Source organism: Gordonia neofelifaecis NRRL B-59395 (assembly GCF_000192435.1).
In the GTDB taxonomy this organism is placed as follows: Bacteria; Actinomycetota; Actinomycetes; order Mycobacteriales; family Mycobacteriaceae; genus Gordonia; species Gordonia neofelifaecis.
Genome location: NZ_AEUD01000005.1, coordinates 1 through 13444 on the forward strand (window position 1 = coordinate 1; position 13444 = coordinate 13444).

Below are 13444 nucleotides of genomic sequence, written 5' to 3' on the forward strand. Positions count from 1 at the left end.
AGCAACCTATCAGCGGGTTCGGGGTTCGAGTCCCTGATGGCGCACTCCGCACAGCCCCCGTCGTTCGCGACGGGGGCTGTTCTGCATCTGGACGACGATACTCGAACTCCCGACGACCGCCGTGCGCGGTTCACCCGCGGCGGTACCCGCCGGACAACTCGGTCAGCAGGTCGGCGACGAGTGGATTCGGCTCGGCGTCGGTGCGCAGGGCTGCCGAGACGGTCAGTGTGAACGCCGGATTGTGGCGGCAGATGATGCCGGGTTGCTTGAGGTCCTCGTACAGGAGCGTCCAGGACTCGGGGCGGTTGATGAGGTCGAACGTCACCGGATGACCGTCGCGGATCTCGGGGCCCAGCGCCACGGTGGCGCCTGCCTGCGCGAAGACGCGCTCGACGAGCCGGTGCAGGAGAACCTGTTTCTCGATCGGTGGGAGGAGCAGCGGGTACTCGGCGAGTTCTGCCGGGCGCGGCGGTCGTCCCAGTTTGGCCAGCGGATGCCGGGGACCGAACGCGACCACCGGCTGCTCGATCCACAGCGGGTCGAGGTACAGCCCGTCGTGATCGAGACTGCCGCGGATCAACGCGATGTCGGCGTCCCCGGCGGCGACCGCGTCGATGCGCTGGGCGAAGGGTTTGATGAGGAAGTCGATCTCGGCGTCCGGGTACCTGTCACGGATCGCCGACACCGCGGCCAGCGCCGATCCGGCGAACGACATGTTCGCGGCGATCCGCACCCGGTTCGGCTGCGGGGCCACGGCGGCGATCGCCTCGTCGCGCAGACGGACGAGGTCGTGAGCGCGGGGGAGGAGGACCTGTCCGGCCTCGGTCAGTTCCACCCGGCGCGTCGAACGGTCGAACAACTCGGTTCCGAGTTCCCGCTCCAGGGCGGCGATCTGGTGGCTGATCGCCGACTGCGATACGAAGCAGCGCTGCGCGGCCCGCGAGAAGCCGCCGGTCTCGGCGACCGCGACGAGATACTCCAGCTGTCGAAACTCCATTCCTCGATTATATGAACAGAACAGATAGATGCCATGCGTGAACGAGTGCTCATCGAGATTGAAGGGGCCTCGACCATCTGACAGGGTGATTAATGAGCATTCACCAAGTGATGAGAAGGAGATGGGGCACATGCGCAGCACCGAGGTCGTCGTCATCGGCTCGGGATTCGGGGGCCTGGCGGCCGCGAAACAACTCGCGAAGTCGAACGTCGAGACGGTGCTGATCTCCGCCACGGCCGAGCATCTGTTCCAGCCGCTTCTGTACCAGGTCGCGACCGGTGTGCTGCCCGCTCAGGAGATCGCCCCGCAGATCGCCGAGGTGCTGGCCGACAAGGAGTCGATCAGCGTCGTCGAAGGGTATGTGACCGCACTCGACGCGCGGCAGAAGGTGCTGACGTACAGCACCGCCGACGGCGTGGAGCAGATCGCGTACGAGTACCTGATCGTCGCCGCCGGTGCGAGCCAAGGCTACTTCGGACACGACGAGTGGGCCGACTGTACGTTCTCGCTCAAGACTCGGGCCGACGCCGTCGATCTGCGCGCTCATCTGCTGGACTGCTTCGAGGCTCCGGCGAACGACGACGCCGCGCACACCTTCGTCGTGGTCGGCGCGGGCGCGACCGGCGTCGAGGTCGCGGGCCAGATCCAGGAACTGGGCAATCGGTACTTCACCGACGCACCCGCGACCGTTCATCTCGTCGAAGGGGCCGGTGACGTGCTGCCCGTCTACGGCGGCAAGCTCTCGGCGTTCGCACGCAAGACGCTGGAGAAGTCCGGCATCGACGTGATGACCGGAACGGTCGTCACCGATATTCAGGGTGAGGCGGTGACCGTGCGGACCGCGGACGGCGACGACCGCGTGCTGCGGGCGCGGACCGTCGTGTGGTCGGCGGGCGTCAAGGCGACGCCGCTGGCGGCTGTGGTCGCGGAGGCCACCGGCTGCGACACCGACCGTGCGGGACGACTGCTCATCAATCCGGACCTGACGGTCGGTGGGCGCGCCGACGTCTTCGCGATCGGTGACATGACGAGCTTGGACCGACTCCCCGGTCAGAGCCCGGTCGCGATGCAGCAGGGCAGGCATGCGGCCGACATGATCCGCGGCACGACCGTCCGCGGCACGCGGTTCCGCTACCTGGACAAGGGCAGCATGGCGGTGGTGAACCGGCACAACGCCGTCGTCGACGCGCCGTTCGGGATCAAGCTCACGGGCTTCCTGGGCTGGCTCACGTGGCTGGGTGTGCACCTGTTCTATCTCGTCGGGTTCCGCAACCGCGTCGGCGCGGTGCTCTCGTGGTTCCGTTCGTTCGCGGGTAAGGCGCGTCCCGGATTTGCGCAGGTCGATCGCCGTTCGGCGCGTCCGGAAGAGCCCGATGCCGATCGGGCGAACTCTCGAGACATGGTTGAATCTGCAGCCTGACCTGCATCGATTCGCTGGAGGGTCGGAGTGGCATGGGTCGCTCCGACCCTCCAGCTCGACCGCCGGTCGGATCCCTGCCACGACTCAAACGTGCGCAGGTCGTTCGGGTGAATGATGTGTGTCGCTCCACACGCGTCCGATGTGGAGGAGGCCGGGGTGCTCTCGTACAATGGGCAACCGGAACAGGGTCCGCTTTCTGGCGGATCCCGATGATTTTCTTGGGGAGCACAATGCGTTTTCGTCGGATGCGCGGCCGTCGGTTCGGGGCCAAGGCCACTGTCGTCTTCGCCTTCCTCGCCGCGATCGCACTGATCTCGTCGTGCAGCAGCTACGACGGTCAGGTCCATGCGAACGGCGAGTTCGGCGACATGATCAAGCCCGCCATCGCGGTGACTGACGAGGCGGGCAAGCCGCTGGCGAAGGGTGAGGTCGGCGTGCAGCCGGGCGAGCCGATCGTCGTCACCGCCACCGAGGGCACCATCAGTGATGTCAGCATCCCGAAGGCCGACGGCGGCACGATCAAGGGTGTGCTGAGCGAGGACGGCACCAAGTGGACCAGTGCCGAGCCGCTCGGGTACGACCGCACGTACACGGTCACCGCCAACGCCGTCGGCGTGGGCGGCGCGACGAGCAGCAAGAGTTCCTTCACCACGCGCGCCCCGAACAACGTCACCCAGGCGTACATCAGCCCGCCCGACGGTGAGACGGTCGGTATCGCGCAGACCGTCGGCGTCCGGTTCGACGAGTCGATCCCGGACCGCAAGGCGGCGCAGGCGGCCATCAAGATCACCTCGACCCCGAGCGTGAACGGCGCCTTCTACTGGATCAGCGACCAGGAGGTCCGCTGGCGGCCCGAGCATTACTGGAAGCCGGGCACCAAGGTCAACGTCAAGGTCAACACCTTCGGCATCGATCTCGGCGACGGTCTGTTCGGCCAGGAGAACGTGTCGTCGTCGTTCAAGGTCGGCCGCCAGCTCGAGCTGTTCGCGGACGACAACACGAAGATGGTCACGGTCAAGCGCGACGGCAAGGTCATCCGCACCATGCCGACCTCGATGGGCAAGGAGAGCGCGCCCACCGACAACGGCGTCTACATCATCGGCGACCGCCTCGACAACATCATCATGGACTCGTCCACCTACGGCGTCCCGACGAACTCCGCCGACGGTTACCGCACGCCGGTCGACTACGCCACGCAGATGTCGTACAGCGGCATCTACCTGCACTCGGCACCCTGGTCGGTGTGGGCCCAGGGCAACACGAACACCAGTCACGGCTGCCTGAACCTCAGTCCCGACGACGCCCTGTGGGTGGTCCGGAACACGCTGCGCGGCGACCCGGTCACCGTCAAGAACACCATCGGTCCGGAGCTGCCGGGAACCGACGGACTCGGCGACTGGAACATCCCGTGGTCGACGTGGTCGAAGGGCAACGCCTGACCTGATCTGAGCTCCTCTCGCGGAAACGCCCGGAACCTCCTGGTTCCGGGCGTTTCCGCATTTCGGTCGTGCTGCTGAGCGAGGAGGTCGACCGTGACGATGCCATTGATTGATGTTAAGCTCCGAACGCACATAAAATCCGGTACGACTGTATAGTCGCCGGGGTGGGCTCGGCCCACCGCCCGAATCACCGCACTCGAGATAGGTAGCTCAACTCATGGCACGACGTCCTTCGTGGGAGACCGAAGACCTCACCGCACTGCGCGACATGGCCCGCGCATTCTGTGAGAAGGAGCTCGCTCCCAACACGGAACGCTTCATCGAGCAGCACCATGTGGACCGGGACCTCTGGCTGAAGGCCGGCGAGGTCGGTCTGCTCTGCATGTCGATCCCGGAGGAGTACGGCGGTGGCGGCGGCAGCTTCGCGCACGAGGCCGTACTGATCGAGGAGCAGGCGCGCGCGGTCGACTCGTCGTGGGGACAGAGCCTGCACAACGGCATCGTCGCGCACTACATCCTCGCGTACGGCTCGGAGGAGCAGAAGCAGCACTGGCTGCCTAAGATGGCGTCGGGTGAAGTGGTCGGTGCGATCGCCATGACCGAACCCGGCACCGGCTCCGACCTGCAGAACGTCAAGACCAAGGCGATCAAGGACGGCGACGACTACGTCATCGACGGCTCGAAGACCTTCATCACCAACGGCGGCCAGGCCGACGTGGTGATCGTCGTCGCCAAGACCGACAGCACCGAGGGCGCCAAGGGTATCTCGCTGATCATCGTCGAGACCGAGCGCGAGGGCTTCAGCCGCGGCCGGATCCTCGACAAGGTCGGCATGCGCGGCCAGGACACCGCCGAGCTGAACTTCACCGGCGTCCGCGTTCCGCAGGCGAATCTGCTGGGCGACCAGGAGGGTCTCGGGTTCATCCAGCTGATGACGCAGCTTCCGCAGGAGCGCCTGATCATCGGTGTCGCCTCGGTTGCGGGCATGGAGGTCGCCCTCGAGAAGACCCTCGAGTACACCAAGGAGCGCACCGCGTTCGGCCGCCCGATCTACGGCTTCCAGAACACCAAGTTCAAGCTGGCCGAGGTCGCGACCGAGGCGCACATCGCCCGTGTCTTCATCGACGACTGCATCGAGCAGCACCTGCGCGGTGAGCTCGACATCCCGACGGTCGCGATGTCGAAGTGGTGGACCACCGAGAAGGCCATGGAGGTCGCGGACACCTGTCTGCAGCTGTTCGGCGGCTACGGCTACATGAACGAGTACCCGATCGCGCGCATGTGGGCCGACAACCGCGTCCAGATGATCTACGGCGGCACCAACGAGATCATGAAGGAGATCATCTCGCGCGCTCTGTAGCGCGTCAGCCCTCCGGGGCGGGATTGGTGTAGGAGGCGAGGAACTCGGTGAGCATCCTCGCCGTCACCGGACGGGGGAGGACATCGATCGCGGCGATCACGGCGCCGATGTCGATGGCCTCTCCCGTCTGCGACGGGTCGGTATGCGGGTCGATGCCCGCACCGATCAGGACCGCTTCGGTGGTCACCGAGTCGAGACCCAGCGCGTCGGCGACGGTGACGGCACCGGAGTCGAACGCCGCGGCGAGATCGCGGAGCGGTCCGGGAGCCTCGATCGGCGGCAGCGAGCGAGCGTCGCGCGAGGCCTCGACCATCGCCGCCGACAACTCGCCGACCGATCGTCTCGTCACCGGAGTGATCGTCAGATGAGTGCTGGCGGCCAGGTCGGTGCCGTCCGCCTGTCGATAACGTGGCTGCGCCTGCAGGGTGAATCCGCGTGCGCGCACCGCGTCGGACCATCGATGCGGATCGATCGGGTGGGTCGACGTCGGATCCGCCGCCACCGCGAACACCGGGCCGAACGGCTCGCCGACCACGCGCAGTCCGTCGATCGCGTTCACGGTCGCGATCAGCTCGGCGCGCGCGGCGTCGATGTCGGCGACGAGTGCGCCGAAGCCGTCGTCACCGAGGAACCGGGTGATGGCCCAGGCCGCAGCCGTGCCGGTCGCCGACCGCGATCCGAGGAGCGTCGGGTTGACGATCGGGTAGCCGGGCCAGTCGGCCGTCGCGAAGTACCCGGCGCGGTGACGGTCGCGGTCGTTGTACAGCAGGACCGATGCGCCCTTGGGTGCGTAGCCGTACTTGTGGAAGTCGGCGGCGAGGCTGGTGACGCCGGGAACCCGCAGATCCCACGGCGGAGTCCGCTTAGGCCACCAGGCCAGTGCGAATCCGCCGAGGCACGCGTCGACGTGCAGCGGCAGACTCCGTTCCAGCGCCATTGCGCCGATCTCGGCGATCGGGTCCATGGTGCCGGTCGGGTAGTTGGGGGCGGACGCCACCAGTAGAAACGTCTCGCCGTCGATCCGTGCGGCGAGTTCGTCGGGATCGACCCGGGTGGTGTGCGGATCGACGGGCACTCGTCGGAGCTCGACGCCCAGCAGTTCCGCGGCCTTGTCGAAGGCGGCGTGCACGGTCGACGGGGCCACGACGTTGCCGTGACCGGCAGCGAGTCCGGACAGCCGCCGTGCCGACGCGACCGCCAGAATGCAGCTCTCAGTGCCGCCGGAGGTGATCGTGCCGACTGCCTCGGGGGAGCCGAAGGCTGTGCGCGCGAACGCGATCAGATCGCGTTCCATCGCGGCGACCGAACCGAAGACCGTCGGATCGAGCCCGTTGACCGGTCGGACCAGTTCGGCGGCGTCGGCGGCCAGCCGGTCCAGTTCGGCGAGCCCGCTGTCGTACACGTACGACAGCACGCGACCGCCGTGCGTCGGGGCGTCCGACGCACGGAGCTCGCGCAGTCGGGCCAGCACTTCGTCGGGATCTCGCGTCGTCACGCCTACCTCCGGTCGTATCGGGTGAGGAACACCATGCTCAGTGCCACCAGGATCGCGGGCAGTACCGAGAAACCTGCGGTGATGCCGACGATCGCGCTGCGGGGTTGCTCGGCGTCCACGTCGGCCGACGACGAGACGAAGCCCGTCGCCGCAAGCACCAGCAGGTACAGCCCCGGCCCGATCGCCATCCCGAGCGTCTCGCCCGCGGTCCAGAGCCCGGACATCGCCCCGCCCTGCTCCCGGCCGGTGACCGCGGAGTACTCGTCGATCACGTCGGGCAGCATGGCGAGTGGAAAGGTCTGCATCCCGGCGTAGCCGACCCCGGTGATCGCGAGGACGCCGAAGACCCATGCCCCCGGGGCGGCGATCGCGACCACAAGGATCACATCGGCCAGCAGGAACAGCGCCGACGCGGCGAACAACGCGCGCAGCTTCCCGAATCGGCGGCCCACGCGGACCCAGAGTGGCATCACCAGCAGCGCCGGTGCGACCAGGGCCACGAACAACGGGGTCAACGCGCCCGAATCGTCGAGGACGTAGGTCGCGAGGTACTGCGCACCCGCCAGCATCACCGCGCTCGCCAGCGCCTGAATCACGAATACCGACAACAGGATCCGGTAATGACGATGGTCACGGGCGGCACGGAACGCGTCGCGGCCGTCGGGCGCCGTGGTCGTGGTGGCGGTGTTCGGAGCGCGTCGCCCGGCGGCTCCGGCGACGGCCGTCGACACCGTCATCCCGCCCGCGATCACCGCGACCGAGACCGCGGCCATCACGACGTACCCGGTGGCCCCGCCGCCGAGCGCGTCGCGCACCGCGGGCGCCCCGGCTCCGATCAGCAGGATGGCCAGCGCCAGCACGGCGATCCGGGCCGAGATCAGCCGGGTCCGCGCGTGATAATCAGGGGTCAGGTCGGTGGGAAGCGCGATGTACGGAACCTGGAAGCACGCGTAGGCGACCGCGGCGGCGGTGAAGAACACCAGCACCCACAGCGCTCCGACCACCGGCGGAGCCTGCGTCGGCGCGGCGAAGGTGAGCACGAACATCGGCACGATCGTCGCGGTGCCGATCCACATCAGGCGGGTGCGCGAACCGGTGGTCGCGAACGCGGCGTCGTTGCGTGCCCCGATCAACGGGTTGACCAGGACGTCCACGATCTTCGGGATCACCACGATCACCGCCGCCGGCAGAGCGCCGACGGCCAGCGTGTCGGTGAGGTAGTACGCCAGCACGAGGCCGGGCAGCACCCCGAAACCGCCGGTGCCGAGACTGCCCGCCGCGAATCCAGCGGTCACTCGCCGCGGCAGTCCCGTGGTCGTCACTGTTCGTCGCCCGACGTCGGGCAGGGGAGGCTCACGCGATCGAGTAGATCAGACGATCGAGTGACTGGGAGGGTTTGTCGTCCCGGTGGGCTTGAATATGCCCCGAGTCGATCGTCCATCGGCGACAATTCAGTCGCTGCCGGGTTCAGTCGCGCCCGGGGGGAACGTCGGACGAGGAGGTTCGGTGAGCGAGATCGTGCTGGCCGATGTGCACACGGGGATCGAGCAGGAGCTGGTCGACGAATGGGCGGCGCTGCACCACCCCGGGGTGCCGGTGCGCCGGTTGCACGACATCGACATCGCCGGTCTGGACCCGGCGACCGTCCTGGTGCCTGCGCGCGTGGTGTGGCTGCCGCCGGTCCGACGCGGTGAGCGCAAGGTCGCCCTGGCCGATGCGATCGTGCTGTCGAATCCGCGCAGGCCGCCGAGTTTCCGCCAGGCCGCCATCCGCCGCCTCGGCCCGGATCGGGTGCGCGTGGTCCAGGGCGTGCCCGCGACCGTCGAGGCGCTCGGCGCGCGGTACGACGCGCAGCAGGCCGAGGGGACCTCGTTCGCGGCGTTCGTCGGGATGCAGGCGGTCATCTCGGCAGAGCGAGCCGAACTCGAGTTGGTGGGCACCCGGTACAAGGTGCCTCGACTGGTGGCCGAGCAGATCAGTTCATCGGCGCGGTTCCAGACGGCCGCGTCTCAGCTCGCCGCGGAACTGGGCCGGTCGGCGGCGTCGGTGGCGCAAGAGGCGACCGATAAGATGAGCACGTTCGTCGCCACCCAGAGCAGGCTCGTGCAGGACGTCTTCACGTCGACTTTCAGCGGGCTGTACCAGCGTGCGTGGTCGGTGTCGGTGGACCTGGACACCCTGGGGCGACTGCGAACGCTGAACAAGTCGAGCTCACTGGTCTTCCTGCCGTCGCACCGTTCGTACGTCGACTCGCTGATCCTCGCGAGTGTGCTGCACCAGCAAGACTTTCCGTCGAATCTGGTCCTCGGCGGCGAGAACCTCGCGTTCTGGCCGATGGGGCCGATCGCGCGCCGTGCGGGCACCATCTTCATCCGCCGTAAGTTCGGCTCCGATCCGGTGTACAAGTTCGCCATGCGTTCGTACCTGTCGTTCATCGTCGAGAAGCGCTTCAACCTCGAGTGGTACATCGAAGGCGGGCGCAGCCGCACCGGCAAGCTCCGACCGCCGAAGTTGGGTCTGCTGGCCTACGTCGCGGACGCGGTGGAGTCGCTCGACGGCGCCGACGTGGTGGTCGTGCCGACGTCGATCGTCTACGACCAGCTGCCGGAGATCGCCGCGATGGCGCGTGAGTCGGCGGGCGGCGCGAAGTCGCCCGAGGACCTGAAATGGCTGGTCAAATACGCGCGGGGTCAGCGAACCTATCGTGGCGAGGCCCGTGTGAGGTTCGGCGAGCCGTTCTCCTTGCGCCAGGCGCTGGCCGAGGCCGGGGAAGGTCGCGTCCGGTTGGAGAAGGTGTCGTTCAAGGTGATGGACGAGATCAACGCGGCCACGCCCATCTCGGCGACGTCGCTCGCCGGCTTCGCACTGCTCGGCGCTGAGGATCGGGCGTACACCGCGCATGAGATCGAAGTGATCCTGGAGCCGCTGCTGTCGTACATCGACACCCGCCGGCTGCCCGGACCCGATCCGTCGCTGTGTCGCGGGCTAGGCCTGCTCAACACCCTGCGCGAGCTGACCGACGCCGGTGTCCTCGACACGTTCGCCGGCGGGCCGGAGCAGGTGTGGTCCATCGCGCCCGAGAACCACGCCGTCGCCGCGTACTACCGGAACGGCGCACTGCATCACTTCGTCGACCGGGCGATCGTCGAACTCGGGATGCTGGCGGTGTCCGACGGGGACGTCGTCGAAGGAGCACCGTCGCCCGACGCCCAGGCCTCGGCCGACGAAGGCCTGCTGGCTCCGGCACAGCAGGAGGCGCTGCGCATCCGCGACCTGCTGAAGTTCGAGTTCTTCTTCCCGGCGAAGAAGGAGTATCTGCACCGACTCGGCGCGGAGATGGACTTGATCGCTCCGGGCTGGCGGACGGATCGCCGGACCAAGGAGTGGGTGCATACCGCATTGCTGGCCAGCGGTGGCCAGCTGTTCGCTCGGCGGACGCTGCAGACGTTCTTCGACGCGCAGCTGGTGGTCGCCACGCGACTGGTCTCGGCGGGCTCCGACGGGCTCGACAAGGAGGCGGTGCTCACCGACTGCCTGGGGCTGGGGCGTCAGATGTCGTTGCAGGGCGTGGTGCACAGCAAGGATTCGGTGTCGCGCGAGCTCTACGACGCCGCCTATCAGCTCGCGGACAACCGGGGAGCGATCACCGGTGAGCCTCAGGAGGTCATGGCGCGGCGGCGCGCCTGGCTGAACGAGGTGGAGGTCATGCGGGCCAGACTCGGGCGGATCGCCGCGATCGAAGCCGAACAGGCGAGGCAGAAGGAGGCCGGGCGATGAGCGCGCTCGCCGACCGGCTGACCGAGATCCGTTCGGCGCCCGAGGGCAAGCAGATCTGTGCGTTCTTCGACTATGACGGCACCCTGCTCGAAGGTTTCTCGGCGACGGCGATTCTGCGTGCCAGGCTGCGGAGTCTGGAGTTCACCGCGGGAGAACTGCTCGACGGTCTGATGATCGGCTTGCGCGGCTGCTCGTCAGAGCAGGACTACGCCGAGGTGCTCGAGGCCACCCGACCCGCTTTCGCGGGCAAGACCTACGCAGAACTCCTCGCGATGGGCGAGCAGCTCTTCAAACAGGACACGGCGGCCAAGCTGCGACCGCAGATGTGGCAGATCCTCCGCGCACACCGCGCGAAAGGACACCGGATCGTGATCGCGTCGTCGGCCACGCGCTTCCAGATCGAGCCCATCGCCAAGCAGATCGACGCCGATCACGCGCTTGCGACGGACGTCGAGGTCGTCGACGGAATCGTCACCGGCCGCATCCTCGGCCGACCGCTGTGGGGGCCGGGCAAGGCGGCCGCCGTCCGGCGTCTGGCCGCCGAGCACGATCTCGACCTCGCCTCGTCGTTCGCGTACAGCGACGGCAACGAGGACGTCCCCTATCTCGAGTCGGTGGGCCATCCGGCGGCGGTCTCGCCGCAGCGGGAACTGCGCGCGGTCGCCGAGTCCCGCGGCTGGCCGATCCTCGACCTGCGGAACCCGACCTACAACCGGATCGGGATGCTGGCTCGAACCGGCGCCTTCTACGGGTCGTTCCTCGGCGGTGCCGCAGTCGGTTTCGCCAAGAGCGTGCTCAGCGACGACGGCACCGAGGCGATGCAGCAGGGCGTCTCGTCGGGTATCGACGCAGGCTTCGCGATGGCCGGAGTCCGCGTCGAGGTGCTCGACGGCGCCGAGTACCTGACGTCGGCCCGGCCGTGCGTGTTCGTGTTCAACCACCAGTCGAAGCTCGATCTGCCGGTGATGATCCACCTGATCCGCGACCACGCGACGGGGGTGGCGAAGAAGGAGATCCGCGATCTGCCGCTGTTCGGGCAGATCCTCGACCTCGGCGGCGTCGCGTTCATCGACCGCGCCGACGCCGGTCGGGCGATCGAGCAGTTGGAGCCGGTGGTTCGCAAGATCGAGGACGAGGGGTTCTCGCTGGTGGTCGCACCGGAGGGCACCCGCTCCGCGACGCCGCGCATCGGACCGTTCAAGAAGGGACCGTTCCACATCGCCATGCGCGCCGGGGTGCCGGTGGTGCCGGTGGTGCTGCGGAATGCGGGCGAACTGATGTGGCGGGGCGCGCAGTTGATCAAACCCGGGACCGTCGAAGTCCGGGTGCTGCCGCCCGTCGACACCTCGTCGTGGGTGCCGGAGAAGGCGGGGGAGTACGCGGAGGAGGTGCGCGGCCGGTTCCTCGATGCGCTCGCGGACTGGCCGGTGACCGCGTTCGACGATGGTCGGATGACCAGGACCATGGGAGTCTTCGAATGGCAGGAGTGGCGAAAGTGACCGACGATCGGAGTGCACCCGGTGCGGCGACGCCGGACCAGCCGCTCGCCTGGGGCAGTGATCTGGAGATGAGCCCGGTCGACACCGTGATGTGGCGTGGCGACGCCGACCGTCGACTGCGGTCCACCATCTCCATGGTCGAGGTCTACGACTGCGAGCCGGACTGGGACCGGCTGGTCGCCGCGCACGACTGGGGCAGCCGCATGGCGCCGCGGTTCCGACAGCGGGTGGTCGAATCTCCGCTGCACACCGGTACGCCGAGCTGGCAGGTGGACCCGGATTTCGATCTGCACTATCACCTGCGACGGATCCGGGTGGCGGGCGACGGGAGTATGCGCGAGGTCTTCACCCTGTGCGAGCAGTTGGCCATGACTCCGCTCGATCCGGCACGACCACCGTGGGAGGGCTACCTGATCGATGGGCTCGCGGACGGCAAGACGGCGTACTTCTTCAAGGCACATCACGCGCTGACCGACGGCCTCGGTGCGATTCTGGTTCTCGCACAACTGCATTCGAAGACACGTGAGCCTATTCCGGGAAAGCCCCAGCCGCCGGCCCCGATGACTCGTGATCTGTCGGCGCTCGACGTCCTCGGCCGCCAGCTCAGCGAGGAGGTGCAGCGACTGCCGAAGCTCGCCGGGCTGGCCGTGCAGGGGGTCCGAGCGCTCGGTGATCCGAAGAGGTCGCTAAGCCGGGTGCTGCGGTACGGCCGGTCGGTGCCGCGGGTGGCGGGGATGATCAGCCCACCGGGTTCACCCCTGCTCGCCGGGCGCAGCGTGTCGTGGCGGTTCAGTGCCTTCGAAGTACCGTTCGACGCGATCCACGCGGCGGCTGCGGCGACCGGCGCATCGGTCAACGACGTGTACCTCGGCGGCCTGATCGGCGGGTTCCGCCGCTACCACGAGGAGATGGGGGAGTCCGTCGAATCCATCCCCGTCGCGATCCCGATCTCGGTGCGGAAGCCGGACGATCCGATAGCGGGCAACCGCATCGCCGTCGGGCGGCTGGCCGGTCCGATCGGCATCGCCGATCCGTTCGAGCGGGTGCTGACGATTCGCGAGCAGGTTCGCGCGGCGCGGGCCGAGCCCGCCGTCGACATCCTGAACACGATCGGCCCGGTCGTCGCCTGGCTGCCCGGGCCGCTGCTCGCCCAGTTCAGCGGCACCACATCGCAGAACGATCTGCAGGCGAGCAATGTGCCGGGCATCCCGTGGGAGACGTTCGTCGCCGGCGCGAAGGTGGAGCGGATGTTTCCGTTCGGCCCGCTGCCCGGTTGCGCGGTGATGGCCACGATGATCACCCACAACGGCACCGCATGCCTCGGTCTCAACTTCGACGCCGCCGCCGTGACGGAGCCCGAACTCTTCGCCGACTGCCTCGTCGACGGCTTCAACGAGGTCCTCGACCTGGCAGACGAACCGCGCGGCCGCCTGACGCGCGTGGTGTAGGGGTGTCTC

At 68.0% G+C, this 13444-nt stretch carries 9 protein-coding genes; 6 read left to right on the plus strand and 3 right to left on the minus strand.

What is annotated here, in order from left to right:
- Positions 1-130: 130 nt before the first annotated feature.
- A complete protein-coding gene (locus SCNU_RS07190; RefSeq protein WP_009678691.1) occupies positions 131-997 on the minus strand; it encodes a LysR family transcriptional regulator in 867 nt (288 codons plus the stop codon).
- 130 nt (positions 998-1127) lie between these two features.
- Here SCNU_RS07190 and SCNU_RS07195 point away from each other — a divergent pair, with 130 nt between their 5' ends.
- From SCNU_RS07195 to SCNU_RS07205, 3 genes are all read left to right on the plus strand, one after another.
- Positions 1128-2417 carry an NAD(P)/FAD-dependent oxidoreductase gene (locus SCNU_RS07195; protein ID WP_009678692.1) on the plus strand — a complete coding sequence of 430 codons (1290 nt, stop codon included), beginning with the start codon at positions 1128-1130 and terminating at the stop codon, positions 2415-2417.
- A 230-nt stretch (positions 2418-2647) separates the two neighbouring features.
- Positions 2648-3856 carry a L,D-transpeptidase gene (locus SCNU_RS07200; RefSeq protein ID WP_139025867.1) on the plus strand — a complete coding sequence of 403 codons (1209 nt, stop codon included), beginning with the start codon at positions 2648-2650 and terminating at the stop codon, positions 3854-3856.
- A gap of 217 nt (positions 3857-4073) precedes the next feature.
- Positions 4074-5216, plus strand: a complete 1143-nt coding sequence (locus tag SCNU_RS07205; protein ID WP_009678694.1) for an acyl-CoA dehydrogenase family protein — start codon at positions 4074-4076, stop codon at positions 5214-5216.
- Positions 5217-5220: 4 nt separating this feature from the next.
- Here SCNU_RS07205 and SCNU_RS07210 read toward each other — a convergent pair whose 3' ends face one another.
- Together SCNU_RS07210 and SCNU_RS07215 are read right to left on the minus strand one after the other, a co-directional pair.
- Positions 5221-6711 carry a pyridoxal phosphate-dependent decarboxylase family protein gene (locus tag SCNU_RS07210; protein ID WP_009678695.1) on the minus strand — a complete coding sequence of 497 codons (1491 nt, stop codon included), beginning with the start codon at positions 6709-6711 and terminating at the stop codon, positions 5221-5223.
- Positions 6712-6713: 2 nt separating this feature from the next.
- Positions 6714-8006, minus strand: coding sequence for an MFS transporter (locus SCNU_RS07215; protein WP_238526398.1), 1293 nt, complete (start codon positions 8004-8006; stop codon positions 6714-6716).
- A 211-nt stretch (positions 8007-8217) separates the two neighbouring features.
- Between SCNU_RS07215 and SCNU_RS07220 the strand changes: the two genes are divergently transcribed.
- Genes SCNU_RS07220 through SCNU_RS07230 form a run of 3 tightly spaced genes read left to right on the plus strand, consistent with a single transcriptional unit; the run spans position 8218 to position 13435 of the window.
- Positions 8218-10488, plus strand: a complete 2271-nt coding sequence (locus SCNU_RS07220) for a glycerol-3-phosphate 1-O-acyltransferase (RefSeq protein WP_009678697.1) — start codon at positions 8218-8220, stop codon at positions 10486-10488.
- Positions 10485-11987, plus strand: coding sequence for an HAD-IB family hydrolase (locus SCNU_RS07225; protein ID WP_009678698.1), 1503 nt, complete (start codon positions 10485-10487; stop codon positions 11985-11987). Before SCNU_RS07220 ends, SCNU_RS07225 begins: the two co-directional genes overlap by 4 nt.
- The gene (locus tag SCNU_RS07230; protein WP_009678699.1) at positions 11984-13435 is read left to right on the plus strand and encodes a wax ester/triacylglycerol synthase domain-containing protein; all 1452 of its coding nucleotides are present in this window, start codon (positions 11984-11986) and stop codon (positions 13433-13435) included. Before SCNU_RS07225 ends, SCNU_RS07230 begins: the two co-directional genes overlap by 4 nt.
- Positions 13436-13444 lie beyond the last annotated feature (9 nt).